Annotated in this window: 25 protein-coding genes and 2 pseudogenes; 12 read left to right on the top strand and 15 right to left on the bottom strand. The window is 72.7% G+C overall.

From position 1 onward, the window contains the following. Nucleotides 1-12: 12 nt before the first annotated feature. Genes ACFWMZ_RS07385 through ACFWMZ_RS07375 form a run of 3 tightly spaced genes read left to right on the top strand, consistent with a single transcriptional unit; the run spans nucleotide 13 to nucleotide 3,421 of the window. A complete protein-coding gene (locus ACFWMZ_RS07385; RefSeq protein WP_383174807.1) occupies nucleotides 13-1,020 on the top strand; it encodes a carbohydrate ABC transporter permease in 1,008 nt (335 codons plus the stop codon). Continuing rightward, nucleotides 1,017-1,916 (top strand): carbohydrate ABC transporter permease, encoded by a 900-nt coding sequence (locus tag ACFWMZ_RS07380; protein ID WP_383174810.1) that lies wholly within the window; start codon nucleotides 1,017-1,019, stop codon nucleotides 1,914-1,916. Before ACFWMZ_RS07385 ends, ACFWMZ_RS07380 begins: the two co-directional genes overlap by 4 nt. Before the next feature lie 5 nt (nucleotides 1,917-1,921). Then, nucleotides 1,922-3,421, top strand: a complete 1,500-nt coding sequence (locus ACFWMZ_RS07375; RefSeq protein ID WP_383174812.1) for a glycoside hydrolase family 3 protein — start codon at nucleotides 1,922-1,924, stop codon at nucleotides 3,419-3,421. A 138-nt stretch (nucleotides 3,422-3,559) separates the two neighbouring features. Here the strand turns inward: ACFWMZ_RS07375 and nagB are convergent, their stop codons facing one another. Continuing rightward, nucleotides 3,560-4,342 carry a glucosamine-6-phosphate deaminase gene (gene nagB, locus ACFWMZ_RS07370; RefSeq protein WP_383174815.1) on the bottom strand — a complete coding sequence of 261 codons (783 nt, stop codon included), beginning with the start codon at nucleotides 4,340-4,342 and terminating at the stop codon, nucleotides 3,560-3,562. A gap of 808 nt (nucleotides 4,343-5,150) precedes the next feature. On the opposite strand from nagB, the gene ACFWMZ_RS07365 reads away from it, so the two are divergent. Then, entirely contained in the window at nucleotides 5,151-6,617 is a 1,467-nt protein-coding gene (locus tag ACFWMZ_RS07365; protein ID WP_383174986.1) for a sensor histidine kinase, read from the top strand. A gap of 226 nt (nucleotides 6,618-6,843) precedes the next feature. On the opposite strand, the gene ACFWMZ_RS07360 is transcribed toward ACFWMZ_RS07365, so the two are convergent. Together ACFWMZ_RS07360 and ACFWMZ_RS07355 are read right to left on the bottom strand one after the other, a co-directional pair. Beyond that, complete coding sequence (locus tag ACFWMZ_RS07360; RefSeq protein ID WP_003950777.1) at nucleotides 6,844-7,101, bottom strand: WhiB family transcriptional regulator; 258 nt, start codon at nucleotides 7,099-7,101, stop codon at nucleotides 6,844-6,846. A gap of 318 nt (nucleotides 7,102-7,419) precedes the next feature. Next, complete coding sequence (locus tag ACFWMZ_RS07355) at nucleotides 7,420-8,388, bottom strand: diacylglycerol/lipid kinase family protein (protein ID WP_383174818.1); 969 nt, start codon at nucleotides 8,386-8,388, stop codon at nucleotides 7,420-7,422. 102 nt (nucleotides 8,389-8,490) lie between these two features. On the opposite strand from ACFWMZ_RS07355, the gene ACFWMZ_RS07350 reads away from it, so the two are divergent. Further along, nucleotides 8,491-8,916, top strand: coding sequence for a hypothetical protein (locus tag ACFWMZ_RS07350; protein ID WP_383199966.1), 426 nt, complete (start codon nucleotides 8,491-8,493; stop codon nucleotides 8,914-8,916). A gap of 22 nt (nucleotides 8,917-8,938) precedes the next feature. On the opposite strand, the gene ACFWMZ_RS07345 is transcribed toward ACFWMZ_RS07350, so the two are convergent. The 3 genes from ACFWMZ_RS07345 to ACFWMZ_RS07335 form a co-directional block, all read right to left on the bottom strand. Next, the gene (locus ACFWMZ_RS07345) at nucleotides 8,939-10,027 is read right to left on the bottom strand and encodes an RNA polymerase sigma factor SigF (RefSeq protein WP_383174824.1); all 1,089 of its coding nucleotides are present in this window, start codon (nucleotides 10,025-10,027) and stop codon (nucleotides 8,939-8,941) included. Between the two features lie 14 nt (nucleotides 10,028-10,041). Then, nucleotides 10,042-10,455: a hypothetical protein gene (locus tag ACFWMZ_RS07340; RefSeq protein ID WP_003950781.1), complete on the bottom strand. Its 414-nt coding sequence runs from the start codon at nucleotides 10,453-10,455 to the stop codon at nucleotides 10,042-10,044. A gap of 219 nt (nucleotides 10,456-10,674) precedes the next feature. Next, nucleotides 10,675-10,935 (bottom strand): UBP-type zinc finger domain-containing protein, encoded by a 261-nt coding sequence (locus ACFWMZ_RS07335; RefSeq protein WP_383174827.1) that lies wholly within the window; start codon nucleotides 10,933-10,935, stop codon nucleotides 10,675-10,677. A 78-nt stretch (nucleotides 10,936-11,013) separates the two neighbouring features. Here ACFWMZ_RS07335 and ACFWMZ_RS07330 point away from each other — a divergent pair, with 78 nt between their 5' ends. Next, the gene (locus tag ACFWMZ_RS07330) at nucleotides 11,014-12,609 is read left to right on the top strand and encodes a Na+/H+ antiporter (RefSeq protein ID WP_383174830.1); all 1,596 of its coding nucleotides are present in this window, start codon (nucleotides 11,014-11,016) and stop codon (nucleotides 12,607-12,609) included. A 36-nt stretch (nucleotides 12,610-12,645) separates the two neighbouring features. On the opposite strand, the gene ACFWMZ_RS07325 is transcribed toward ACFWMZ_RS07330, so the two are convergent. The 3 genes from ACFWMZ_RS07325 to ACFWMZ_RS07315 form a co-directional block, all read right to left on the bottom strand. Beyond that, a complete protein-coding gene (locus tag ACFWMZ_RS07325) occupies nucleotides 12,646-13,620 on the bottom strand; it encodes a 1-aminocyclopropane-1-carboxylate deaminase/D-cysteine desulfhydrase (protein WP_383199963.1) in 975 nt (324 codons plus the stop codon). A gap of 31 nt (nucleotides 13,621-13,651) precedes the next feature. Further along, entirely contained in the window at nucleotides 13,652-14,245 is a 594-nt protein-coding gene (locus tag ACFWMZ_RS07320) for an N-acetylmuramoyl-L-alanine amidase (protein ID WP_383174835.1), read from the bottom strand. Between the two features lie 218 nt (nucleotides 14,246-14,463). Then, entirely contained in the window at nucleotides 14,464-14,694 is a 231-nt protein-coding gene (locus tag ACFWMZ_RS07315; RefSeq protein ID WP_003950786.1) for a hypothetical protein, read from the bottom strand. Between the two features lie 152 nt (nucleotides 14,695-14,846). Between ACFWMZ_RS07315 and ACFWMZ_RS07310 the strand changes: the two genes are divergently transcribed. Next, nucleotides 14,847-15,227, top strand: a complete 381-nt coding sequence (locus ACFWMZ_RS07310) for a hypothetical protein (RefSeq protein WP_383199984.1) — start codon at nucleotides 14,847-14,849, stop codon at nucleotides 15,225-15,227. Between the two features lie 153 nt (nucleotides 15,228-15,380). On the opposite strand, the pseudogene ACFWMZ_RS07305 reads toward ACFWMZ_RS07310, so the two are convergent. Next, nucleotides 15,381-15,560: pseudogene (locus ACFWMZ_RS07305) on the bottom strand (transcriptional regulator); the annotation flags it as partial. 184 nt (nucleotides 15,561-15,744) lie between these two features. Between ACFWMZ_RS07305 and ACFWMZ_RS07300 the strand changes: the two are divergent. The 3 genes from ACFWMZ_RS07300 (at nucleotide 15,745) to ACFWMZ_RS07290 (ending at nucleotide 20,310) form a co-directional block, all read left to right on the top strand. After that, nucleotides 15,745-17,151 (top strand): family 2B encapsulin nanocompartment shell protein, encoded by a 1,407-nt coding sequence (locus ACFWMZ_RS07300; protein WP_383174839.1) that lies wholly within the window; start codon nucleotides 15,745-15,747, stop codon nucleotides 17,149-17,151. Nucleotides 17,152-18,465: 1,314 nt separating this feature from the next. Continuing rightward, the gene (locus ACFWMZ_RS07295) at nucleotides 18,466-19,509 is read left to right on the top strand and encodes a family 2 encapsulin nanocompartment cargo protein polyprenyl transferase (protein ID WP_383199960.1); all 1,044 of its coding nucleotides are present in this window, start codon (nucleotides 18,466-18,468) and stop codon (nucleotides 19,507-19,509) included. Nucleotides 19,510-19,713: 204 nt separating this feature from the next. Then, nucleotides 19,714-20,310, top strand: a complete 597-nt coding sequence (locus ACFWMZ_RS07290) for a GNAT family N-acetyltransferase (protein ID WP_383174845.1) — start codon at nucleotides 19,714-19,716, stop codon at nucleotides 20,308-20,310. A gap of 43 nt (nucleotides 20,311-20,353) precedes the next feature. Here ACFWMZ_RS07290 and ACFWMZ_RS07285 read toward each other — a convergent pair. Continuing rightward, nucleotides 20,354-20,608, bottom strand: a pseudogene (locus ACFWMZ_RS07285) (DUF5713 family protein); the annotation flags it as partial. Between the two features lie 139 nt (nucleotides 20,609-20,747). Then, complete coding sequence (gene sodN / locus ACFWMZ_RS07280) at nucleotides 20,748-21,143, bottom strand: superoxide dismutase, Ni (RefSeq protein ID WP_383174854.1); 396 nt, start codon at nucleotides 21,141-21,143, stop codon at nucleotides 20,748-20,750. A 177-nt stretch (nucleotides 21,144-21,320) separates the two neighbouring features. Between sodN and sodX the strand changes: the two genes are divergently transcribed. Next, nucleotides 21,321-21,791: a nickel-type superoxide dismutase maturation protease gene (sodX, locus tag ACFWMZ_RS07275; protein ID WP_383174857.1), complete on the top strand. Its 471-nt coding sequence runs from the start codon at nucleotides 21,321-21,323 to the stop codon at nucleotides 21,789-21,791. On the opposite strand, the gene ACFWMZ_RS07270 is transcribed toward sodX, so the two are convergent. After that, nucleotides 21,728-22,324 carry a CGNR zinc finger domain-containing protein gene (locus ACFWMZ_RS07270; RefSeq protein ID WP_383174859.1) on the bottom strand — a complete coding sequence of 199 codons (597 nt, stop codon included), beginning with the start codon at nucleotides 22,322-22,324 and terminating at the stop codon, nucleotides 21,728-21,730. The genes sodX and ACFWMZ_RS07270 overlap by 64 nt on opposite strands. 96 nt (nucleotides 22,325-22,420) lie before the next feature. Between ACFWMZ_RS07270 and ACFWMZ_RS07265 the strand changes: the two genes are divergently transcribed. Beyond that, entirely contained in the window at nucleotides 22,421-23,233 is an 813-nt protein-coding gene (locus tag ACFWMZ_RS07265) for a class I SAM-dependent methyltransferase (protein ID WP_383174862.1), read from the top strand. Between the two features lie 101 nt (nucleotides 23,234-23,334). Here the strand turns inward: ACFWMZ_RS07265 and ACFWMZ_RS07260 are convergent, their stop codons facing one another. Next, the gene (locus ACFWMZ_RS07260) at nucleotides 23,335-24,096 is read right to left on the bottom strand and encodes an amino acid ABC transporter ATP-binding protein (RefSeq protein WP_383174865.1); all 762 of its coding nucleotides are present in this window, start codon (nucleotides 24,094-24,096) and stop codon (nucleotides 23,335-23,337) included. Further along, a complete protein-coding gene (locus ACFWMZ_RS07255; protein ID WP_383174868.1) occupies nucleotides 24,093-25,040 on the bottom strand; it encodes an amino acid ABC transporter permease in 948 nt (315 codons plus the stop codon). Before ACFWMZ_RS07255 ends, ACFWMZ_RS07260 begins: the two co-directional genes overlap by 4 nt. Nucleotides 25,041-25,061 lie beyond the last annotated feature (21 nt).

Genomic DNA, 25,061 nt, shown 5'->3' with positions numbered 1-25,061 from the left:
AAGGTCAGCCACGTGACTGCCGCCGAGACTCAGGCCGCCGACCCGCCGGCCGCCATACCGAGCGCTCCCCTCGACAAGGGAACCCCACCACCGGCGGGCGTCCCGTCGAACGCCGGGCCGCCGAGACGGAAGAAGGGCGCGCTACTGCCCTACTTCCTGATCCTTCCGGCGATCATCGCGGTCGCGGCCGTGTACGCCTTCCCGCTCGTCAAGTCGGTCATCATGTCCTTCCAGGACATGGGCCGCCGTGAACTCTGGTCCGGGAACACCCCGCCGTGGGTCGGCCTCGACCAGTACACGAGCATCCTCAGCGACACCGAGTTCTGGTACGTCGTCGGCCGGACCGTGCTGTTCATGTTCGTCTGCGTCACCCTCACCATGGCGATCGGGCTGCTGCTCGCGCTGCTGATGATGCGGCTGACCACCTGGGTGCGGATCGTGCTGACCGTGGCGCTGATCGCCGCCTGGTCGATGCCGCTGATGGTCGCCGCCTCCATCTTCCGGTGGCTCTCCGACTCCGACTACGGCTTGATCAACACCCTGATCGCCAAGGTCGTCGGCGAGGACTTCCTCGGCCACAACTGGTTTCTCAACCCCTGGCAGGGCTTCGGCATCATCATCGCCCTCGTCGTCTGGGGTGCCATCCCCTTCGTGGTCGTCACCCTCTACGCCGCCCTCACCCAGGTCCCCAAGGAACTGGAGGAGGCCGCGGCCCTCGACGGCGCCACCGCCGGCGGCATCTTCCGCTACGTCACCTGGCCGGTGATCAAGCCGGTCTTCGTCATGGTCACCACCCTCTCGGTGATCTGGGACTTCAACGTCTTCGGCCAGATCTGGCTGCTGCGGGGCAACAAGCCGGAGCCCGAGTACGAGACCCTCGGCCTCTACTCCTTCTCCAAGGCGTTCTCCTCCACCTCGTTCAGCCAGGGCACCGCCATCGCCCTCATCACGGTCGTGCTGCTGTCGGGCGTGGCCGTCTACTACCTGCGCCAGCTGATGAAGACGGGAGAGGTCGAATGAGCACCGCGACCCAGACGCCCCGGACCGGGACCCCTGTGACCGAGGCCCCCGAGCCCCAGGTCATCCGCCCCGACCGGAAGAGGACCCGGCTCGGCTACAACATCATCGCGCTGGTCACCGCGGCCGTCATGGCCTTCCCGGTCTACTGGCTGATCATCAGCGCGCTCCGCCCCAACCACGAGATCCGGTCCTACGACCAGACCCTGTGGCCCTCCTCGCTGACCTTCGACAACTTCGCCCGCGCGGTGAAGCAGGACAACTTCGTCACCGCGATCCAGTCCAGCCTGATCGTCTCGATCACGGCCGTCGTCGGCGGCATGATCATCGCCACCCTGGCGGCGCTGGCCATCGGCCGCTTCCGCTTCTTCGGCCGCCGCGCCCTGCTGATGGTCCTCATCATGGTCCAGATGCTGCCGCCGACCGCGATGCTCATCCCCATCTACGCCCAGCTCAACGCCATGGGCGGACTGGACGAGTACTGGGGCCTGATCGTCGTCTACCTGGTCTCCACGCTGCCCTTCGCGGTGGTGATGATCCGCGGCTTCGTGGTCAACATCCCCGTCGAGCTGGAGGAGTCCGCGATGGTGGACGGATGCACCCGGATGGGAGCCTTCCGCCGGGTCATCTTCCCTCTGCTCGCCCCCGGCCTCGCCGCCGCGTCGATCTTCGCGCTGGTCAACGCCTGGAACGAGTACCTCTTCGCGTACATCCTGATCAACGACAACTCCAAGTACACGCTCAACGTGTGGCTGATGACCTTCACCACCGAGCGCGGTACGGACTACGGCGCGCTGATGGCCGCCTCCACGATGATCGCCCTCCCGGTCGTCATCTTCTTCATGATCATCCAGTCCAAGATGGCGGCCGGCCTCACCTCCGGTGCCGTGAAGGGATGAGGGCGATGACCACCCAGTCCACCGCCGTCTCCGGCGACCAGCTCACCCGGGACGCCCTCGCCGTCCTCCAGCCCGGCTTCATCGGCACCGAGGCCCCCGCGTGGCTGCTGCGGCAGATCCGTGACGGCCTCGCCTCGGTCGGCCTCTTCGGCCGCAACATCACCTCGCCCGGCCAGCTCTCCGCGCTCACCGCGCAACTGCGGGCCGAGCGCGAGGACATCCTCGTCGCCATCGACGAGGAGGGCGGCGACGTCACCCGCCTGGAGGTCACCGACGGCTCCTCCGTCCCGGGCAACCACGCCCTGGGCGCGATCGACGACGCCGACCTCACCCGGGCCGTCGCCCACGAGCTGGCCCGCCGGCTCGCCGACTGCGGTGTCCACCTCAACTGGGCACCGTCGGCCGACGTCAACTCCGATCCCGACAACCCGGTCATCGGCGTCCGCTCCTTCGGCTCCGACCCGGAGCTGGTCGCCCGGCACACCGCCGCCTACGTCGAGGGCATGCAGTCCGCCGGCGTAGCCGCCTGCACCAAGCACTTCCCCGGGCACGGCGACACCGCGGTCGACTCGCACCACGCGCTGCCGACCATCGCGGTCGGCGCCGACGTCCTCGCCGCCCGCGACCTCACCCCCTTCCGGTCCGCAGTCGCCGCCGGGTCCAAGGCGGTCATGAGCGCGCACATCCTGGTGCCCGCGCTCGACCCCGACAAGCCGGCCACCCTCAGCCGCCGCGTCCTCACCGGCCTGCTCCGCGAGGAACTCGGCTACGAGGGGCTGATCGTCACCGACGGCATGGAGATGCAGGCGATCTCCGCGACCTACGGCATCGAGCGCGGCAGCGTGCTGGCCATCGCCGCGGGCGCCGACGCGATCTGCGTCGGCGGCGGCCTCGCCGACGAGCAGACGGTGGTCCGGCTCCGCGACGCCCTGGTCGCCGCCGTCCGCTCCGGCGACCTCTCCGAGGAGCGGCTGGCCGACGCCGCCGCCCGGGTCCGCGCCCTGGCGGCGTGGACCACCTCGACGCCCCGCGCGACGGGGGAGCGCACCCCGGACATCGGCCTGGTCGCCGCGCGCCGGGCCCTGGAGATCACCCGTACCGAGGGGCACCGGGCGCTGACCGGCACCCCGCACGTGGTCTCCTTCGCCCCGGTCGCCAACATCGCGGTGGGCGACGAGACCCCCTGGGGCGTCGCCGCCGAGCTGGCGGCCCGGCTGCCCGGCACCACCTCCGCCACGTACACCAGGCCGGAGGAGGGCGACGGGGAGCTGGCTGCCCGCGTCCTCGCCGGGGCCGAGGGGCGGCGGCTGATCGCGGTGGTCCGCGACGAGCACCGTCACCCGTGGATGGCCCGGACGCTGGACGCGCTCCTCGCGGCCCGGCCGGACACCGTGGTGGTGGAGATGGGCATCCCGCAGTCCACCCCGCGCGGCTCGCTGTACGTCGCCACGCACGGCGCCTCCCGGGTCTGCGGCCAGGCCGCCGCCGAGGCCGTCACCACCTGACCCCGGGGCCGGGGCGCGCGCCGCCCCCTGCCCCGGAACGCGCCCGCCCCCACCACCCCGGGGGCGGGCGCGGTCGTCTCCGGGAACGGCGAAAGCCCGGCCGGAAGGGTCCGGCCGGGCTTCGTCGGTGCGCGTCGTCTAGAGCCCCTGCCACTTGGGCTTGGCGGCGTAGGTGTCGCGGAAGTACGAGGCGAGGCGGAGCTCGGAGGCGGCGGCCTCGTCCACCACCACGGTGGCGTGCGGGTGCAGCTGGAGCGCCGAGGCGGGCACCACCGAGGCGACCGGACCCTCCACGGTCTCCGCGACGGCCTGCGCCTTGCCCTCGCCGGTGGCGAGCAGCACCAGGTGGCGGGCGTCCAGGATGGTGCCGATGCCCTGGGTGATGACGTGGTGGGGAACGTCGTCCAGGCTGTCGAAGAACCGGGCGTTGTCGCGCCGGGTCTGCTCGGTCAGCGTCTTGATCCGGGTGCGCGAGGCGAGCGAGGAGCACGGCTCGTTGAACCCGATGTGGCCGTCGGTACCGATCCCGAGGATCTGCAGGTCCACGCCCCCGGCCGCGCCGAGCGCCGCGTCGTACGCCTCGCAGGCGGCCTGGACGTCCTCGGCGGAGCCGTCGGGCCCCATGAAGGACGAGGCCGGCAGCCCGAGCGGCTCGACCACCTCGCGCAGCACCACCGAGCGGTACGACTCGGGGTGACCGGGCGGCAGCCCCACGTACTCGTCCAGCTGGCAGATCCGGGCCCGCGAGGCGTCCACGGCACCGTCGGCGACCTTCGCCGCCAGCGCCTCGTAGACGGGGAGCGGAGTCGAGCCCGTGGCCACCCCGAGCAGGGCGTCGGGCTTGCGCCGCAGCAGGGCGGCGATGGCGTCGGCGATCAGCTCGCCGCCCGCCCTGGCGTCCGGAACGATGACAACTTCCACGCGTGGCCTGCCGATCTGAGGTGGGACAGCTGGTATAGACCAATCTAACAGAGCAGGGGATCTTTCCGGTGTGCGAATCGCGCCCCGCACCCTCCCGCGTCCCCGTTGCCCGCGCGTGGCCCGCACACGCGTCGGGCCCGGTACCGAGGAGGGTGAACCACCTCGGTAACGCGCCCGTGTTGAAGAAAGAGACGGCAGAGTGTGCTGTCGGCGCGCCTGGCGTGAACTACTGAACAAAACCTTGGTCGCACGCATGGACACGGGAGAATGGTCTAGTCCACAATGGCGACATCAGGCCTCCGCCCTTCCCGCACAGAAGGGCGGACCGGGGACCCGGAACTCTCTGCCCTGACTGTTCCGGCTCCCCCAGACCGGCCCACGGGACCGCACACCCGACGGCCGGTGGTTGCTCCGGGCTGCGGTGCCGGGCGGGTTGAGGGTCCCACCCAGGCGCCGCGGCCCGCGGGTGCTTCCGGGGCCCATGCTCCCCGCCCTCGTCCCAGACCTCAGCCCGGCCGGCATTTGAGACCACCTGTGACCGGCACCGTGGAGCCAGACAGCAACCAAACTCCAGCCCGGCCGGCGGTTGAGGCCATCGTGAAGCGGCACCGTGGAGCCGGACACCGAGCAAAAGCCAGCCCGGCCGGCGGTTAAGGCCATCTGTGACCGGCGCACCGGAGCCGGAGAGCAACCAATCCCCAGCCCGGCCGGCGCTTGAGGCCATCTTGAAGGGACAGCCCGGCGCCGAGCCGAAGCACCCACGACAAGGCCCCCGGCGCCAGCCGGTACGCTCGCCGGTGTGCCGTCCATGAACGAACTCGTCCGCCAGCACACCGCTCTCGGTGACACCGACCTGGAGTGGCTCCACCTGCTGGTCTCGGAGTGGCAGCTGCTCTCCGACCTCTCCTTCGCCGACCTCATCCTGTGGGTCCCCACCCGGGACGGCACCCGCTACGTCTCGGTCGCCCAGATGCGGCCCAACACCGGCCCCACCTCGTACCAGGACGACATGGTCGGCCACCTCGTCCCGCGCGGGCGGCGCCCCATGCTCGACCTCGCCCTCGACGAGGGGCGGATCGTGCGCGAGGGCGACCCGGAGTGGCGCGAGGAGGTGCCGGTCCGCGTCGAGTCCATCCCGGTCTGCCGCGAGGGCCGCATCCTCGGCGTCATCGCCCGCAACACCAACCTCCTCACGGTGCGCACCCCGAGCCGCCTGGAGCTGACCTACCTCCAGAGCGCCTCCGACCTCGCGCAGATGATCGCCGCCGGAACCTTTCCCTTCGCCGACCAGCAGGGCGACACCGACGTCTCCCCGCGCGCCGGCGACGGGCTGATCCGCCTGGACGCCGACGGCCTCGTCCAGTACGCCTCGCCGAACGCCCTCTCCGCGTACCACCGGCTCGGGCTCGCCGCCGACCTGGTCGGCCACCACCTCGGCCAGACCACGACCGAGCTGGCACCGGCCCGGGGCGCGGTGGACGAGGCGATGGTGAAGCTGGCCAGCGGGTGGGCGCCGCGGGAGGCCGAGGTCGAGGGGAGCGACGGCGTCATCCAGTTGCGGGCGATCCCGCTGCGGCCCAAGGGCACCCGCATCGGCTCCCTGGTCCTGCTCCGGGACGTCACGGAACTGCGCCGCCGTGAGCGCGAGTTGATGACCAAGGACGCCACCATCCGGGAGATCCACCACCGAGTGAAGAACAACCTCCAGACGGTGGCCGCCCTGCTCAGGCTCCAGGCCCGCCGCATCGACTCCGAACGCGGGCGCGAGGCGCTGGTGGAGGCGGTCCGCCGGGTCGGCTCGATCGCCATCGTCCACGAGACGCTCTCCCAGAACCTCGACGAGCGCGTGGAGTTCGACGAGATCGCCGACCGGGTCCTGGCGATGGTCGCCGAGATCTCCCCCGGCCGGGTCGAGGGCCGGCGCACCGGCCGGTTCGGCATCCTCGACGCCGAGGTGGCCACCCCGCTGTCGATGGTCCTCACCGAAGTCCTCCAGAACGCCCTGGAACACGGCTTCGGCCCCGGCGACACCGGCGAGGTCGAGGTCTCGGCGGTCCGCGGCGGCACCCGCAAGGACGCCCGCCTGCTCATCACCGTGCAGGACAACGGGGTGGGTCTGCCCGAGGGGTTCGACGCGCACACCGCGGGCAACCTCGGCCTCCAGATCGTGCGGACGCTGGTGGAGGGCGAATTGGGAGGCACCTTCGACATGAGCGGTGCCCCCGAGGGCGGCACCCGCGTCCTGCTGGACATCCCGGTACGCGGCGATCTCTGAGCGGCCGGGACCGGGGGCGCCTCGGGTCGCCGGGGGAGCGCGCGGGGCGGTCAACGGGCGTGAGGCGCCCGGCCGTTACGCGCCCCGAGACGCGCCGAGCCCCCGGACCCTGGTGGGGTCCGGGGGCTCGTTTCAGTCTTCGAGCGCATCCGGGGGTACTGCGCGCTGCGTTTCAAGGGCGGGGTGTGCGTACACGTCGTACGCGCCGCCGGCCAGGCTCTGGGTGTCAGGCGCTCGCGTTGCGCGCCCGGTTGCGGGCGGCGCGGCGCTTCATCGCACGGCGCTCGTCCTCGCTGAGGCCACCCCAGACGCCGGAGTCCTGACCGGACTCGAGCGCCCACTGCAGGCACTGCTCAGCGACGGGGCAGCGACGGCAGACGGCCTTGGCTTCCTCGATCTGCAGCAGCGCAGGACCGGTGTTGCCGATGGGGAAGAAGAGCTCGGGGTCTTCCTCGCGGCAAACGGCGTTGTGACGCCAGTCCATGGCTGCTACCTCTCCGTGGTGTTACATGCAAGTTGCTTGTGAATGTGAACGCTTTCACGAATCCCTCAACAAGTGAAGGGCCGACAACCAGGCGGACTGGTGTGGTCCAGACTTTGGGGAGGGGTTCTGGCTCTCAGCGGAGGCCGGTGTTGCGGGCCGTCCCGAGCGCCATGTAGAGATTCCCAAACCTCGGCAGCGGATACAACCCCTTCCGGAAACTTTTTTTGGATTCCTCGGTGTCGGCTAGGTCACAGCCGTACTTCTATGGGGTGGACCCTGGCCTAAACGTTCGAGTGAAAGGACTTTTGCCCCTTCCGCTCACACAATCACACGCAGTGCACGGCGAACGCCTGTGAACGTCACGCTGGTACGCAGTCCCAGGTGGTCGCCGTCCATCTGAAAGGGCAGCGGAGCCTTCGAATGCAAGGTGAACTCGGTCAGGTCATGCCGTGACAGGGCGTGACGACCGCGAGGTCCGCGCTCGGGGCTCGATGCCAGCAACTGCGTGCCGTAGCGGGCCACCGCCATAGTGGAGAGCCTGCTCAGGCCGAAGATGTCCAAACCCGTGTCGAAGGAGGCGCGGGGCGAGGCGTATATCGGGCGGTTGCCCAGGTAGGTCCAGGGCGCGGTGTTGCAGACCACCGAGAGGACCAGGTCGTCGACGGGTTCCTGGCCCGGCTGCTCCAGGGTGATCAGCCCGTGCCGGCGGTGCGGTTCGCCGATGAACTGGCGCAGCACCTGGCGGACGTAGAGCGGGTGGGTGGAGCGGCGGCCGCGTTCGCGGTGCTGTTCGACTCGGCCGATCACCCCGGCGTCGAACCCCAGTCCGGCGGTGAAGGTGAACCACCGGCCCGGGACCGCCTCGTCGTCGGAGCCGGGCGTACCGCTCGCCAGGCCGAGGCTCACCGTGCGCTCGCTGCCGGCGCGCAGGGCGTCCAGCAGAGCGCCGGTCGCCTCCACCGGGTCGTTGGGCAGGCCGAGCGCGCGGGCGAAGACGTTGGTGGAGCCGCCGGGGACCACGGCCAGGCCGGGCAGCCGCTCGGGGTCGGGGCCGTCGTGGAGGAGGCCGTTGACGACCTCGTTGACGGTGCCGTCACCGCCGAGGGCGACCACCATGTCGACGTCGGCGCTGGCCGCGGCGAGCCGCCCGATGTCCCGGGCGTGTCCGCGGTACTCGGTCGTCACCGCCTCCAGCTTGACCTCGCTGGCCAGCGCGTGGATCAGCACGTCCCGCGTACGGGCACTTGTGGTGGTGGCTGCCGGGTTGACCACGAGGAGTGCGCGCATGCGGTGCAGCGTACCCACCGACAGGCCGTCGGCTCATCCCGGTCCCGCCCGCGCGGCCCCCCGGGGAGCCGTCCGCGGGCCGGGCGGGGCTACCCTGCTGAGGTGAGTACTGAGCAGACCCCCACCGACCCGGGCCCCCGGCCCACCCGGCTCATCGTGGCCGCCGCCCTCGCGGCGGTGGAGGGTCTGGTGCTGGTCGTCGTCGGCCTCGTCCTCGCCGTCCGCGCCCTGCTCGGTGACGGGGAGCTGCGGTCGGCCCTGACCGGCGGCCTCACCCTGGTGGCGCTCGGCGTCATCCCGCTCGCCGCCGCCCGTGGGCTGCTGGCCCGCCGGAGCTGGAGCCGCGGCCCCGCGATCATCACGCAGATCCTGGCGCTGCCGGTGGCCTGGCAGTTCCTCCAGGCCGACAGCATCCTCATCCCCGGCGGCATCGCGCTCGCCGTGATCGCGGTCAGCGCGCTGGTGATGCTCGTCAATCCGGCCACGACCGTGGAGCTCGGCATCCGGCCGCCCGGCGCCGAGCGCTGACCGGCCCCGGCGTCCCCGCCGGCTACTCCTCGACCAGGAGCTTCTCCCGCAGCTGCGCGAGGGTCCTGGCGAGCAGCCGGGAGACGTGCATCTGGGAGATGCCGACCTCCTGGGCGATCTGCGACTGCGTCATGTTGCCGAAGAAGCGCAGCAGCAGGATGCGCTTCTCGCGCGGCGGGAGGTCCTCCAGCAGTGGCTTGAGCGACTCCCGGTACTCCACGCCCTCCAGCGCCTCGTCCTCCGAGCCGAGCGTGTCGGCGACCGCGGGGGACTCGTCGTCGGTGTCGGGGACGTCCAGGGAGAGCGTCGAGTAGGCGTTGGCCGACTCCAGGCCCTCCAGCACCTCCTCCTCGGAGATGCCCAGCTTCTCGGCCAGCTCGTGGACGGTCGGTGAGCGCCCGTGCCGCTGGGAGAGCTCGGCGGTGGCCGAGGTGAGGGAGAGCCGCAGCTCCTGCAGGCGGCGCGGCACCCGTACCGCCCAGCCCTTGTCGCGGAAGTGCCGCTTGATCTCGCCGACCACCGTCGGGGTGGCGTAGGTGGAGAACTCCACGCCGCGCTCCGGATCGAAGCGGTCCACCGACTTGATCAGGCCGATCGTCGCCACCTGGGTCAGGTCGTCGAGCGGCTCGCCGCGGTTGCGGAAGCGGCGGGCCAGGTGCTCGACCAGCGGCAGGTGCATCCGGACCAGCCGGTTGCGCAGCTCCGCGTACTCGGGGCCGCCGGCGGGCAGTGTCCGCAGCTCGATGAAGAGTGCGCGGGCCCCGCTGCGGTCGTGCGGGTCGGGTCGCTCCACGGGGGCGGCCCCCGCCGGAAGGGCCTGGTCCCTCTGGTGCTCCGGCTGCTCGTCCCGCTGCTCGCCCCGCCGCTCGTCCTGGTGCTCGTCCTCGGTCATCCGTCCCGCCCGCTCCGCGACATCCCAGGGGCCGTGGTCCGCAGCCCGTCCGTCCTTCCCGCCCGTGGCGCCGGGCGGCCGCCGCTCCGCGCCCTCGGGGTGCTGCCGGGCCTGCTGCTGCCCGGGGAGGCCCCCCGGGGCGGCGGCAGGCCCGGCGGCCGGTCGGTCCCCGCCGCCGGTCGCGGGGGGACTCCAGGTGCTGTGCGTCTCCTCAGGCACCGGCTCCCCGTCCCTCACGCCGGACCAGGGCCCGCGCCGCGTTGCTTGTGCAGGCTGATCGAGACGGTGTTGTCCTCGGCGACCGAGGAGTCGACCTTGCCCGCGAGGGCGGAGAGCACCGTCCAGGCGAACGTGTCCCGTTCGGGGGCCTTGCCGTCGGTGGTGGGTGCCGACACCGTCACCTCCAGTGAGTCGTCGATCAGCCGGAAGACGCAGCCGAGGACTGAGCCCGGCACGGCCTGCTGGAGCAGAATCGCGCATGCCTCGTCCACGGCGATGCGCAGGTCCTCGATCTCGTCGAGGGTGAAGTCCAAACGCGCCGCGAGGCCGGCCGTGGCCGTCCGCAGCACCGACAGGTAGGCACCCGCTGCCGGCAGCCGGACTTCCACGAAGTCCTGGGTCCCGGGCTCGCCTGCGATAGGGGACACCCTCACCTCCAAGGTGGTACAAGCACTTTCGGGGCTCCGGGGAGGAGTCCCCGGGTCGCGCCACCGTTCCAGCCGTGACGCTACCGCGCCGTCGAGGTCCGTGTCCCAGGACCCCCGCCCCTGTGCGTTACTCATAGTAAGCACAGATGCACGCAGGGTGGCTAGGGGTCTGCGGAGCTCAAATGGAAAGTCCGGGCGCCGGGTTGACGTACCCAGCGCTCAGACGATCGAACCGTCCGCGTAGCACCAGCGCCACGACTCGCCCGGCTCCGCGGTGCGCATCACCGGGTGGCCGCTCTCCCGGAAGTGCGCCGTCGCGTGCCGGTGCGGCGAGGAGTCGCAGCACGCCACCTGGCCGCAGTGCAGGCACTTCCGCAACTGCACCGGGTTGCTCCCGACCGCCAGGCACTCCAGGCAGGTGTCCGCCGACGGGGCGGGTTCGGGGTGCGGCAGCTCGGCGACATGGGCGCATTTGTTCATGATGGGCAGGTTAACGCGGTTCCGGCGGCGCATGTCGCGGTATGCCGCCCGCCGCCGGGAAGGACGGGGCCACCCGCCATGGACGTACTGCCGCTGCTGCTCCTCGTCGCGGGCAGCACCGCCGTCGCCGGAGCGGCCCGGCGCACGGCCGTCCCCGCCCCGCTGCTCCTGGTCACCGTCGGCCTGCTCGTCTCGTACGTCCCCGGTGTCCCTGACTACACGCTCGACCCGGAGATCGTGCTGCCGATGGTGCTGCCTCCGCTGCTCTACACGGCCGCCATGGACAGCTCCTACCTGGACCTGCGCGCCCAGCTCCGGTCCGTGGCCCTGCTCTCCGTCGGCTACACACTCTTCGCGACGCTCGTCGTCGGCTGGGCGGTCCACCTGATCGTGCCGGACCTGCCGCTGACCGCCGCCCTGGTCCTCGGTGCGGTCGTCGCGCCGCCGGACGCGGTGGCCGCCACCGCCGTCGCCCGGCGGGTCGGGCTGCCCTCCCGCATCACCACGATCCTCCAGGGCGAGTCCCTGGTGAACGACGCCACCGCCATCACCGCCTACCGGGTCGCGGTCGCCGCCGCCGTCGGGGAGAGCGCGGGACTGCTGCACGCCGGGGCCGAGTTCCTCGTCGCCTCGCTCGGCGGCGTCGCCGTCGGCCTGGTCCTCATGGTGCCGCTCCACTGGCTCCGCACCCACCTGCGCGAAGCCCTGCTCCAGAACACCCTCTCGCTGCTCATCCCGTTCGCCGCCTACGCCCTCGCCGAGTACGCCGACGCCTCCGGGGTGCTGGCCGTCGTGGTCGTCGCCCTCTACCTCGGCCACCGCTCCTGGCAGGTCGACTTCGCCACCCGGCTCCAGGAGGACGCCGTCTGGAAGATGGTCGCCTTCGTCCTGGAGTCGGCCGTCTTCGCGCTGATCGGCCTCCAGCTCCCGGTGGTCGTCGGCGAACTCGGCGACTACCACGCGGGCGAGGTCCTCTGGTACGCCCTCGCGGTCTTCCTGGTGGTCGTCGCCACCCGGTTCGTCTGGACCTACCCGGCCGTCCACCTGCCGCGGCTGCTCTCCCGCCGGATCCGCGCCCGGGAACCCGACCCCACCTGGAAGGGGCCGTTCGTCGTCGCCTGGGCCGGGATGCGCGGCGTCGTCTCGCTCGCCATCGCCTCCTCGATCCCGCACACGGTCCACGAGGGCGGCGCCTTCCCCTACCGCAACCTGATCCTCTTCCTGACCTTCACCACCGTCATCGGCACCCTCGTCGTGCAGGGCCTCACCCTGCCCGCCCTCATCCGGCTGCTCCGCCTGCCCGGCCGCGACGCCCGCGCCCAGACCCTGCTGGAGGCCCAGGCGCAGAACGCCGCCTCCGAGGCCGCCGAGAGGCGCCTCGACGCCCTGCTGACCGATCCGCGCAACGCCTTGCCGCCGCCGCTCGCCGACCGGCTGCGGGCCGTGCTGGAGCGCCGCCGCAACGCCGTCTGGGAGCGGCTGGGCACCGTCAACCCGGAGACCGGCGAGAGCGCCGACGACACCTACCGGCGGCTCGCCCGCGGCATGATCGCCTCCGAGCGCGAGGTTTTCGTCGCCCTGCGCGACCAGCGCCACATCGACGACGAGATGCTCCGCGACCTGCTGCGCCGTCTCGACCTGGAGGAGGCGGCGGCCTACCGGGAGGACGGGTGAGCGGCGGGTGCGCGGGGGAGCGGCGGCCGCGCGGTGTCAGGCCGTCGGGAAGGGGCGGCCCGTGATGACCGCCGCCACCGCCGTGCCCCGGCGGAACCGTCCCCCGGCCGTCAGTGACGCCAGGCCGTGGAGGAGCTTGGCGACGTAGGCCCGTTCCAGGGCCAGCCCGTGCCGCTCCTCGAAGGCGGCGGCGAAGGTTTCCAGCTCCGGGCTGGTCCGCGCGTAGCCGCCGTGGTGGAAGCCGTCCTCCACGGTCCACCGGCCGCGCGGCCCGCCGAACGCGCCGCGCTGGTGCGCCGCCACCTCCGCGCCGAGGAAGCCGCCCTTCAGCACCGCCACGCCCACCGCCTCCTGCTCCGGGGCGAGCCCCGCCGCCAGCCCGGCCAGGGTGCCGCCGGTGCCGCACGCGACGGCGGCCACCGGCGTGGTCTCCCGCAGCGCGGCCAGTTCCTCGCCGAGCACGGCGCAGGCGCGGACCGCCGCGTGGTCCGAGCCGCCCTCCGGCACCACCCGCGCCGGCCCGGACCCGGCGGCCTCGGCCACCAGCTCCGCTCCGACCCGCGGGTCGCCCTTCATCCGGTACCGGGCGCGGCTGATGAAGACCAGGCGCATGCCGTCCGCGCGGCACCGGGCGAGGGAGGCGTTGAGCGGCCGGCCGGCCAGCTCCTCGCCCCGGACGACGCCGACGGTGGGGAAGCCGAGGAGGCGCCCGGCCGCCGCCGTCGCCCGCAGGTGGTTGGACCAGGCCCCGCCGAACGTCACCACCGTCCGGCTGTCGGCCTCGGCGAGGACGGGCGCGAGTTTGCGCCACTTGTTCCCCGGGATGTCCGGGTGGATCAGGTCGTCCCGCTTCAGCAGCAGCCGGACCCCGTACCGCTCGAAGGCGGGCTCGCGCACCTCCTGGACCGGCGAGGGGAGGAGCGGCCGGAGCCCGTGCGGGGACCGCCCGTCCGCCGGGCGGGGGGCGGGCGGGACCGGAGGCGGCGGTACGGGGCCGTGGCGGGTGCTCACTCCTCCATTGTCGGCGCCGCCCGGCCGCGCCTCACTTGAGGCGGCCCTTGATGCGCTCGCGCATCGACGCCATGGTGAAGCCGCGCGGGTCGACCTTGCCGGGCTGCCACTCCAGGTGGCCGATGACGGAGCGCTCGTTCCAGTCGTGGAAACGGCAGACGGCGGCCGAGACGCGCTCGATCGCGTCGAGCTGGGCGTCCGGCCAGGGGTCCTTGCCGTCGCCCATGTTCTCGCACTCGAAGCCGTAGAAGCGGGCGTTGCCGTCGGTGTTGGCCTCGTTGACCGGGGGGTAGCCGGCGCGCTCGGCGATGACGGCGGCGAGCACGTCGTCGTCGCCGAGTCCGGCGTGGTTGGCCCGGCCGTAACCGACCAGGTGGACGCGGCCGTCCTTGGTGATGACGCCGTGGCAGAGGGGCCCTGGGAGCGAGGCGTGGCCGTTCCGGCAGATGTCGACCGTGCGGGCGCTGCCGGAGGTGACCGTGTGATGGAGCATCACGCCGTGCACGGGGCCCCAGGCGCCCTGGCCGTTGCGGTTGTGGCCGCGCCAGCCGCCCACCTCGACGACGGTGACCCCTTCGTCCTTGAGGGCCTTGAGGAATCTGTCCGCGGACATGGGTGGGGCCATGCCGCCTCCTTCGGGTGCGGAGCGGCGCCCGCCCGGTGCGCGGGCACCTCGTGTGGATCGCTTCGTACCCGCAATCGGCCTCCGTCAAGACCGTGAGTCGCCTACAGGACGGGTGTGCGACGCGATCCGGCCAGGCGGGCGGCCCCACGCGGGCGCCGACGGAGCGGCGGACCGGCCCTGACGGGGGCCGGCCGCCGCGGGGCCGCCCTGCCGGACCGTCAGCGCAGGCCCTGCTCCCCATGGGTGGCGATGTGCTGCTCCAGGGCGCGCAGGGCGTCCTGGGTGGCGCGGGGGTCGCCGCCACGGCGCTGCTCGGCGTAGTACGCGGAGCCCAGCTTCTTCAGCAGGTCGGCGCCGGCCCGCTGCACCTGTACCTCGTCGATCTTCTGCTTGCCCTGGGCGAGGCCGCGCTGGGCCTGCTCCTTGGCGCGGTCGAGGAATCCAGCCATGGTCCGTGCTCCTTCTGTGCTGGGTGCCCCGCTCGGGGCCCCGGTGTCCGCGAGGCGCGGGCCGCCGCCCGGGCCCCGTGGCCCGGTGACGGCTTCCGTCCCGCTCAACGGGCCGCGCGCACGGGTGGTTCCCGGCGGTTCGCCGGCATCGGCTGCCCCCGGTCGTCGCCCTCCTGCGCGAACTGGCCGACACCGCGTACGCGGGCCGCGTCACGGTCGTCCACGGCGACCGGAACCCCGGCTCCCACCCCCTGCGCGCCGCCCACCTCGGCCTCACCGCCCGGCTCCGGGAGGCCGACGCCCACTTCTGGTACGAGGAGTCCGACGCGGCCGGGCCCGGCGCCCTCACCGGCCGCGTCGGCCTCAAGCCGGTCACCGTGGACCCCGGCACCCGGGCCTACCTCTGCGGGCCGCTGCCGTTCATGCGGTCGGTCCGCGAACAGCTCCTGGAGCAGGGCGCGCGCGCCGCCGACACCCACTACGAGGTCTTCGGCCCGGATCTGTGGCCGGCCTCGGCGGAGCGGACCGGCTGAACCCTGCCCCGCCACCGGACACGCCGGCGGCGGAGGCGAGGAGGAGCGGGGCGGGGCGGCCGTCCGCGCCGGGCGGGCGGTCGAGGACGAGGTCGCCGTAGGGCGCGGAGAGTTCCAGCAGGTCGCCGGCGCGGGTGCGGGCGTGCAGGCGGGGGCCTCGACGAGGCCGAGGTGCTGCAGCCGGGCGACCGCCTTGGCGGTGTGGGTGTACGGGACGCGCATGCCTGCGGCCACCTCCCGGGTGGTGGGGAGGTCGTCGGTGGTGTCCGGGTCCTCGACGGCGAGCCGCATGAGGGCGCGCGGGGTCAGCTCGGTGAAGCGCGTGAGCCGCATGAGGGCGCGTAGAAAAGTTACCCCTGTGACGCAATCAAGGGCCCGGTCGGGGGCTGTTCGAAAGAGACATCAAGCTGCCCCGCCGGAGAGTCGATCATTCCCACTCGTTTGTGTAATGGCGTGAGTGCGCAGCGTGATGGAAGTCTGGGCGCCGAGTCCAGTGCTTGATCGGGAGGGCAATTTCATGTCGGTAGGCGAAGAGATCCGCGCGGAGCAGGCCACACCCCAGCAGAGTCTGGCCACCTCCGCCGCGCGGAACCTGGCCACCACGACCAAATCCGTGCCGCAGATGCAGGAGATCAGCTCGCGCTGGCTGCTGCGCACGCTGCCCTGGGTGGACGTGCAGGGCGGTACGTACCGGGTCAACCGCAGGCTCAGCTACTCGGTCGGCGACGGCCGGGTCACCTTTGTGAAGACCGGGGACCGGGTCCAGGTCATCCCCGCGGAGCTGGGCGAGCTGCCCGCGCTGCGCACGTTCGAGGAGCTGGACGTCCTGACCGAGCTGGCCTCGCGCTGCGAGCAGCGCGAGTTCGAGGCCGGTGAGACGCTCGCCTCCTTCGGCAGCCGCACCGACTCCGTCTTCCTCCTCGCGCACGGCCGTGTCGAGAAGATCGGCACGGGCCCCTACGGCGACGACTCCGTCCTCGGCGTCCTCGCCGACGGGTCGTACTTCGGCGAGCAGGCCCTCACCGACCCGGAGGCCATCTGGGAGTACACGGCCCGCGCCGCCACCCGCTGCACCGTCCTCGTCCTGCCCAGGGACCAGGTCGATCAGGTCGCCGAGCGCGCCGAGCCACTCGCCGCCCACCTGCGGCAGCTCCGCTCCCTGCCGCAGCAGCGGACCAACAAGTACGGCGAGGCCCCCATCGACCTCTCCGCCGGCCACGTCGGCGAGGCCGTGCTCCCCGGCACCTACGTGGACTACGAGGCGTCGCCCCGCGAGTACGAGCTGAGCGTCGCCCAGACCGTGCTGCGCATCCACAGCCGCGTCGCCGACCTCTACAACCAGCCGATGAACCAGACGGAGCACCAGCTCCGGCTGACCGTCGAGGCGCTCAAGGAGCGCCAGGAGCACGAGCTCGTCAACAACCGCGAGTTCGGCCTGCTCAACAACTGCGAGTACGACCAGCGGCTCCAGCCGCACGACGGCGTGCCCGGCCCGGACGACATGGACGAACTCCTCAGCCGCCGCCGGGGGTCGAAGCTCTTCCTCGCCCACCCCCGCGCCATCGCCGCCTTCGGCCGCGAGTGCAGCAGGCGCGGGATCTACCCGGAGTCGGTGGAGATCGCCGGGAACCGCCTGCCGGCCTGGCGCGGCGTCCCGATCTACCCGTGCAACAAGATCCCGGTCACCGAGGCCCGCACCAGCTCCATCATCTGCATGCGCACCGGTGAGGAGGACCAGGGCGTCATCGGCCTGCGCCAGAGCGGCATCCCGGACGAGATCGAGCCCAGCCTCTCGGTCCGCTTCATGGGGATCAGCGAGCAGGCGATCATCTCCTACCTGGTGACGACCTACTACTCCGCGGCCGTCCTCGTCCCGGACGCCCTCGGGGTCCTGGAGAACGTCGAAATCGGCCGCTGGCACTGAGCGGTCGCTGATGAACCGCACCCACCACGGTCCGCCCGGCCGGTCGTCCGCCCAGGGCGGCGGGCCGGGGGCCCCGGCTACGCCCGCCACCTCGGGCCCACCGGGCGGGCGGCTCAGGGCCACCGTCCTGCGGGCGGGGCGGTGGGCGTTGGCCGCACCGCTGCGGCTGCTGTGCACCACCCTCGCCCGTCTCCTGCCCGGCTCCCGGTCGGGCGGGGGCCGGGCAGGGCAGGACACCGAGGCAGCCTCGCTCGGCGATCTGCCCGCACCCCGGGGGCCGGCTCCCGCGGAGGGCGGCCGCGCCGCCTCGCCTCCGGCCCGGCGGAGACCGGCGCCCTCCCCCTACTGCGCGATGCCGCACGTCCCTCGCGTCGCCCGCTGCCCGCACCGCCCGCCACCGGCGCCTCGTCGACTGGGGCGCAGGTGAGGGTCGGACGGGCGGCCGGCCCGAGGGCGGCGCGTACCGGGCCGAGCCCTGAGGCGACGCGAGCACGTGGGGCGCCGGCTCGCCGGGCGGCTTCGTGGGCCGCGCCTGGGGACCCGGCCACGCCGGTCCATCCGGGGGGAGGGGGGGAGGAGCACGACAGAGCGGATCGAGGGGGAGCGGGGCACGGCGGCGCGTACGCCGGGGGCGGGCGAAGGCGGGCGGCCCGGAGCGGCGAGGCGGGCCGCGCCACGATGGTGGCCGCTGACCGAGTGAGGGCCGGGCGGGCAGGGCCTTCGGCGGGCTCGGGTTCCGCTGTCGCGGCGGGCATCGGGTGCGGGGGAAGTGGGGGACTCGGGAAGGTCGCCCGGCGGGAGGGCGGGATGGCGGACGCGGCGGCGCTCGGGGGCGCAAGGTGTGGGCGGTGAGGGCCCGGGCGCGCGGGCGTACCGGCGGCACGCGGGGGAGGGCGGTATCAGCGGCGGAGGAGATGGCGACGTCAGAACCAGATGCGAGGAGGCGGGGGGAAGCGGCAGATTCCCTGACGGGAGAGGCCGCCCGTCGCGGAGCCGGGAGGCGGACGCGAACTCCTGTCGTACGGAGACCGGTTCATGGGCAGGAACAGATCGCCGGTCGAGCAGGGCGTGCACACGTGCGGCCCGGCGCCGACGGGCGGCCACCCTGCTGACGCCGTGCCGACCGGCCCGGCGGGGCGGGTGGGAGGCGTGCGGCGAAAGGTGGAACGCGTGCCGTCGGCGGTCAGCGGTCGGCGTACGGACGGCCGCCGGAACGCCGGAGTGAGGGCGCGAGCCGACCGCGACCGCGGCGGCCGGGCGGTGGCACGGAGAGCACAGCATGACGGCGGGACCGGGGAGAAGGGGAGAACACCGATGACCAACACCACGCAGAGCAGGGCCGACAGCCACGAGGCCGCGGCGATCCTGGACGAGGCGAGGGCGGTGGTCGGGCCCGAGCTGCGCCGCGCCGTCGACACGCTGCCCGCGCCGGTACGCCGGGTCGCCCGCTACCACTTCGGCTGGGAGGACGCGGCGGGGACCGCCACCGGCGCCAACGGCGGGAAGGCGGTGCGTCCGGCACTCGTGCTCGCCGCCGTGCACGCGCTGGGCGGACGGCCCGAGCGCGCCCTGCGCAGCGCCGCCGCCGTCGAACTCACCCACAACTTCACCCTCCTCCACGACGACGTCATCGACCGCGACCGCACCCGGCGCCACCGGCCGACCGCCTGGACCGTCTTCGGCGACGCCGACGCGATCCTCGCCGGGGACGCCCTCCAGTCCCTCGCCCAGCAGTGGCTGGCGGAGGACCCGCATCCGCGGGCCGGAGCGGCCGTCGCCCGCCTCGCCCGCTGCGTGATCGAACTCTGCGCGGGCCAGCACACGGACTGCGCCCTGGAGGAGCGCTCGCCCACCGATGTCTCCCTCGACGAGTGCCTGACCATGGCCGAGTCGAAGACCGGCGCGCTGCTCGGCTGCGCCTGCGCGCTCGGCGCCCTGCACGCCGACGCCGAGCCGGACCAGGTCGCCGCCCTCGACGCCTTCGGACGCGAGGCCGGACTCGCCTTCCAGCTCATCGACGACATCATCGGCATCTGGGGCGATACCTCGCGCACCGGGAAACCCGCGGGCGCGGACCTGACGGCGCGCAAGAAGTCGCTGCCCGTGGTCGCCGCCCTCACCTCCGGCACCCCGGCCGGCGCCGAACTTGCGGAACGGTACGCCGGGCCGCCCGAGCCGGACGAACTGGCCCGCACCATCGACCTGGTGGAGAGGGCCGGCGGACGCGACTGGGCGCAGGCTGAGGCCGCCGACCGGATGGGGCGCGCCGTGCAGCAGCTCGCGCTGGCCGTCCCCGACCCGGCGCGGGCGGGCGGACTGCTCTCCCTGGCGGAGTTCGTCACACGCCGCACCCATTGATCCCCGGGCCGCCCCCGGGAGGCGGCTCGATCTCCACCCGCCCTGCTCGCGGATGCCCTACGCTGCAACGGGCCTGCGCCGGCAGGGAGTTGATCAGCTCACCGGTGTGGGGCCGTTCCGTGACCGCGGTGTGCGCCGGGTGGCAGCGGGCCGCCAGGGCAGCCGCCGGGCCGCCTGGGCAGGGCGGGGGAGAGAGGGGCGACTGTGGGAGTGGCGACGCGTACGGCGGAGGCGGCCGACCGGGACCGGGTGGCGGCCCTGCTCGACACCGCCTTCCACGACGACCCGGTGAGCAGTTGGGTCTTCCCCGACGTGGAGCGCCGCAGGGCCGCCCACGGCGTCTTCATGGGCGTCTTCCTCGACGCCGCGCTGGACGAGGGGCGCGTCGACCTCCTGGAGGACGGGTCGGCCGCGGCCCTGTGGCTCTCCGTCCCGGCCGGGGAGCCCGAGGAGGAGGACGACATGCCCGCCCGTATGCGGCGGATCGCCGACCCCGACAACGAGCGCACCGAACTGGTCGGCCGCCTCACCGGCGCCATCCACCCCACCGACCGCGCCCACGCCTACCTGCTGCTGATCGCCGTCGCCCCCGGCCGGCAGGGCGAAGGGCTGGGCACCGCCCTCCTCACCCCCGTCCTGGAGCAGTGCGACCGCGACGGCCTCCCCGCCTACCTGGAGGCGAGCAGCGCCCGCAGCCGCGACCTGTACCTCCGCCTCGGCTTCACCGACCACGGCGAACCGCTCCGGCTGCCGGACGGCCCCCTGATGTGGCCGATGTGGCGGGAGCCCGCGGCGCGTTAGCGGCTGGGCTCGGCGGCCCCGGCCCACCAGCCCGCCGGCCTCGCCACTCCCGAGCGGCCACGGGCCGCTCGTGGTCGGCCTCCGGGGAGCCGTACGCCGACGCGATGAACCAGAAGTCCTCACCGATCTTCTCGCGCGCCGTGGTCTCGATCTCACTGCGGGCCGCCTCGAACTCCGCTTCCAGCGCGTTGAACGCCTCCGTGGCGGCGCCGGTGAGTGCGTGGAGGGCGGCGAGGCCGGCCGGTCGCTCGGCCTCGACCCGTTCGCCCAGGGCGGTCAGGACCGCCGTCCCCTTGTCGGGGTCCCGGTCGTGCGGGCCATACGCGGGGCGAAAAAATCCGCACCCGGCCCATCAGGAACGCCATGTTCGGCGTTCTGCGGGCCGGGTGCGGGTGCGTGGGCGGTTCGGCCCGGGGAGGGCGGACCGCCGCACGGGATCACGCCTTCTTGGTCTCCCAGAAGATCGTGTCGATCTGGGCGATGTAGTCCAGCGCCTTCTGGCCGGTGGCCGGGTCCGACGAGTTCTTGGCGGCCGAGAGGGCCTTCAGGGTGTCGTTGACCAGCTGGTGCAGCTCCGGGTACTTCTCGAAGTGCGGCGGCTTGAAGTAGTCGCTCCACAGGACCGAGACGTGGTGCTTGGCCAGCTCGGCGCGCTGCTCCTTGATGACGATGGCGCGCGTCTGGTACTGCGGGTCGTCGTTGGCCTGCATCTTCTCCTGGACGGCCTTGACGGACTCCGCCTCGATGCGGGCCTGGGCCGGGTCGTACACGCCGCAGGGCAGGTCGCAGTGGGCGCTGGCCTTCACCTTGGGGGCAAACAGGCGGGAAAGCATGAGGTGCTGTCCTTCCTCGTGATCGTCTTCTCGCAGGTGACACTACTCCGTGAGAGGCGGGTTTTCTCGGTCGCCCCCGGGGGCCTAGGGCGAAAGGACGGGGTGAGACCGGGACCGGGGAGGTGCCGTCCGGCGCGCGGACGGGTAGGCGAGTGAGGCGGACGGAAAGGCGAGAAGGTGGCGAGGAGACGAGGCGAGACGGGGGCCGTCGAAGTGTCCGGCGGGCGGCGCGGCCGGGGGCGTTACGGGATGGTCGAGGTGGACGGGCCGTCCATGGTGCCGACGCTGGAGCACGGCGACTGGCTCCTGGTCCGGTACGGCGCCCGCGTCCGCCCGGGTGACGTGGTGATCCTGCGCCACCCCTTCCAGCAGGACCTGCTGGTGGTCAAACGCGCCGTGGAGCGCCGCGAGGGCGGCTGGTGGGTGCTGGGCGACAACGCCTTCGCGGGCGGCGACAGCACGGTGTACGGCGTGGTGCCGCGCGCCATGGTGCTGGCGCGGGTCACGGCCCGGCTGCGGCCGCGCGGGGCCGCCGGGCCGGGGCGCGAGCCGGTGCGCGGGGTGCGCGGAACGCTCGGCTGGGCCTACTCGGCGGTCCGCCCGGTCCGCTCCGACGTGTCGCTCTCGCGGCGCTTGCGGGCCCGGTAGGCGGCGACGTTGGCGCGGGTCGCGCAGCGGTCCGAGCAGTAGCGCCGGGAGCGGTTGGTGGAGGTGTCGAGGTAGGCGTTGCGGCAGGGCGCCGCCTCGCAGAGGCCGAGCCGGTCGGCGCCGAACTCGGTGAGGTGGAAGGCGAGCCCCATGGCGGCGATGGCGGCGTACCCGCTGGTGGCGTTGGACGGATGGTCGGCGAGGTGCATGTGCCAGTCGGGGCGGCCCTCCGCGTCGAGTTCGCCGTGGCCGGAGATCTGCGGGCTCACCGGGAACTCCAGCAGCAGGGCGTTGAGCAGGTGCACCGCCTGCGGCTGGTCCCCGGAGGCGGCCGCCTCGAAGACCGCGCGGAGCCGGCCGCGTACCGAGCGGAACCGGGTGACGTCCGCCTCGGTGGCACGGCGGGCCGCCTGGGTACTGGCTCCGAAGAGGGCGCGCACCGCGTCGACGGAGGTGAGGGTGTCGGTGCCCCGAGCCGGTTCCTCGCTGTTGACCAGGCGCAGGGCGTAATCCGAGTAAGAGGCGAGTTCCACTTGTAGTCCTTACGGGCTCAGTCTAGGGTCGGTCGTACAGGGCGGCTGTAATGACTAGGTCTGCCTTTAGGGTATTACGCTTACGGAGGAGTTCGGATGACGGACGCAGACACGGTGGCGGGCGGCGCCGCCGGCGCGGGTGCGGTGCAGACCGGAGCCACCCCGGGGGCCGACTGGGCCGCCTGGCAGATCAGCTGGGACCAGCAGCAGGAGTGGTACCTCCCCGACCGCGAGGAGCGGTTCCGCGTCATGCTCGACATGGTCGAGGCGGCGGTGGGCCCCGAGCCGCGCGTGCTCGACCTCGCCTGCGGTACGGGCAGTATCACGGACCGGCTCCTCAAGAGGTTCCCGAAGGCGCAGAGTACCGGCGTCGACCTCGACCCCGCGCTGCTCGCCATCGCCGAGGGCACCTTCGCCGGGGACGACCGGGTCACCTTCGTCACCGCCGACCTCAAGGACCCCGACTGGCCCGCGCTGCTGCCGCACGACAGCTACGACGCGGTCCTCACCGCCACCGCCCTGCACTGGCTGCACAGCGAACCGCTCGCCGCGCTCTACGGCCAGATCGCCGGGATCGTCCGCGACGGCGGCGTCTTCCTCAACGCCGACCACATGCCCGACCCGGCGACCCCGCGGATCAACGCCGCCGACCGCGAGCTGCGCCACCGCAGGATGGACGAGGCCAAGGCGGAGGGCGCCCTCGACTGGTCGGCCTGGTGGCAGCTGGCCGCCGCCGACCCGGTCCTCGCCGGTCCGACCGCCCGCCGCTTCGAGATCTACGGGGAGCACGCCGACGGCGACACGCCCCCCGCCGAGTGGCACGCCCGCACCCTGCGCGAGGCCGGGTTCGCCGAGGCCCGCACGGTCTGGCAGTCGCCGTCCGACGCGATGGTGCTCGGCCTGAAGTAACCGCCAGGCCGGTGCGCAACGCCGCGGGGGCGGTACGGAACACCAGGTTCCGTACCGCCCCCGTCCGCGTGCCGAGCCTGTCGGCTCCGGCCTCGCGAGGCTCAGAGCACCTTCGAGAGGAACGACTGCGTCCGCTCGTGCCGCGGGTTGGTCAGGACCTCACGCGGATCGCCCGCCTCCACGACCACGCCGCCGTCCATGAAGACCAGCGAGTCGCCGACCTCCCGGGCGAAGCCCATCTCGTGGGTGACGACGATCATCGTCATGCCCTCCTCGGCGAGCTGGCGCATCACGTCCAGCACCTCGCCGACCAGCTCCGGGTCGAGCGCCGAGGTCGGCTCGTCGAAGAGCATCAGCTTCGGGTCCATCGCCAGCGCGCGGGCGATCGCCACCCGCTGCTGCTGGCCGCCGGAGAGTTGCGAGGGGTAGTTCCCCGCCTTGTCGGAGAGGCCCACCCGCTCCAGGAGCTGGCCGGCCCGCTCCCGGGCCGCCGCCTTCGGGACTCCCCGGACCTGGACGGGCGCCTCCATCACGTTCTCCAGCGCCGTCTTGTGCGGGAAGAGGTTGAAGCGCTGGAAGACCATGCCGATGTCCCGGCGCTTCAGGGCGACCTCGGCGTCCTTCAGCTCGTAGAGCTTGTCGCCCTTCTGCCGGTAGCCGACCAGGTCGCCGTCGACGTAGAGCCGTCCGGCGTTGACCTTCTCCAGGTGGTTGATGCAGCGCAGGAAGGTCGACTTGCCGGAGCCGGAGGGGCCGATGAGGCAGAACACCTCGCCGGTGGCGACCTCCAGGTCGATGCCCTTGAGCACCTCGACCGGGCCGAAGGACTTGTGGACGCCCTCCGCCTTCACCATGGCGGTCATCGGGACACCTCCGAACGGCTGGAGAGCGAGGTCAGGTGCGCGCGCACCTTCTGCCAGGGGGTCTGCGGAAGCTGCCGCAGCGAGCCGCGGGCGTAGTACCGCTCGACGTAGTACTGGCCGACGCTGAGGATCGAGGTGAGGATCAGGTACCAGGTGGCGGCCAGGAAGAGGGCCTCCACGGTGGCACCGGAGGTCATGCCGATGTCCTGCGCGTGTTTGAACAACTCGTAGTACTGGACGGCCGCCACCAGGGAGGTCGTCTTCAGCATGTTGATGACCTCGTTGCCGGTGGGCGGCACGATCACGCGCATCGCCTGCGGCAGCACGATGCGGCGCAGCGTCTTGCCCTGGCTCATGCCCAGCGCGTGGGCCGCCTCGGACTGGCCCTCGTCGACCGAGAGCAGACCGGCCCGGCAGATCTCCGCCATGTACGCGGCCTCGTTGAGGCCGAGGCCGAGCAGCGCCGTCAGGAACGGCGTCATGAAGTCCGACCACTCGTCCTTGTAGAACGGGCCGAGGTTCACGTACTCGAAGACGAAGCCGAGGTTGAACCAGACGAAGAGCTGCACCAGGACCGGGGTGCCCCGGAAGAACCAGATGTAGAACCAGGCGATGGAGGAGACCACCGGGTTCTTCGACAGCCGCATCACCGCCAGCAGCACACCGCCGACCACGCCGATGACCATCGACAGGAAGGTCAGGATCAGCGTCTCGCGGACGCCGCTGAGGATGCGGTCGTTGAAGAAGTAGTCGGGGATGAAGCCCCAGTTGATGTCGCCCTGGGAGAACGCGTACACGACGGAGCCCAGCGCCGCGAGCGCGATCAGCGCCGAGACGTAGCGGCCGTAGTGGCGGACCGGGACGGCCTTGATAGGGGCCGCCTGGGTGGGCGCCGGACCGGGAGGGGTGGCCTCCGGGTCCTTCTTGTGGATGTCAGCAGACACAGGTGTTGCCTTTCAGCGACG

The organism is Streptomyces sp. NPDC058373, assembly GCF_042723275.1.
Classification (GTDB): Bacteria; Actinomycetota; Actinomycetes; order Streptomycetales; family Streptomycetaceae; genus Streptomyces.
The sequence above is the reverse complement of the archived record's forward strand: the minus strand, read 5'-3'. Positions and strand labels throughout refer to the sequence as shown.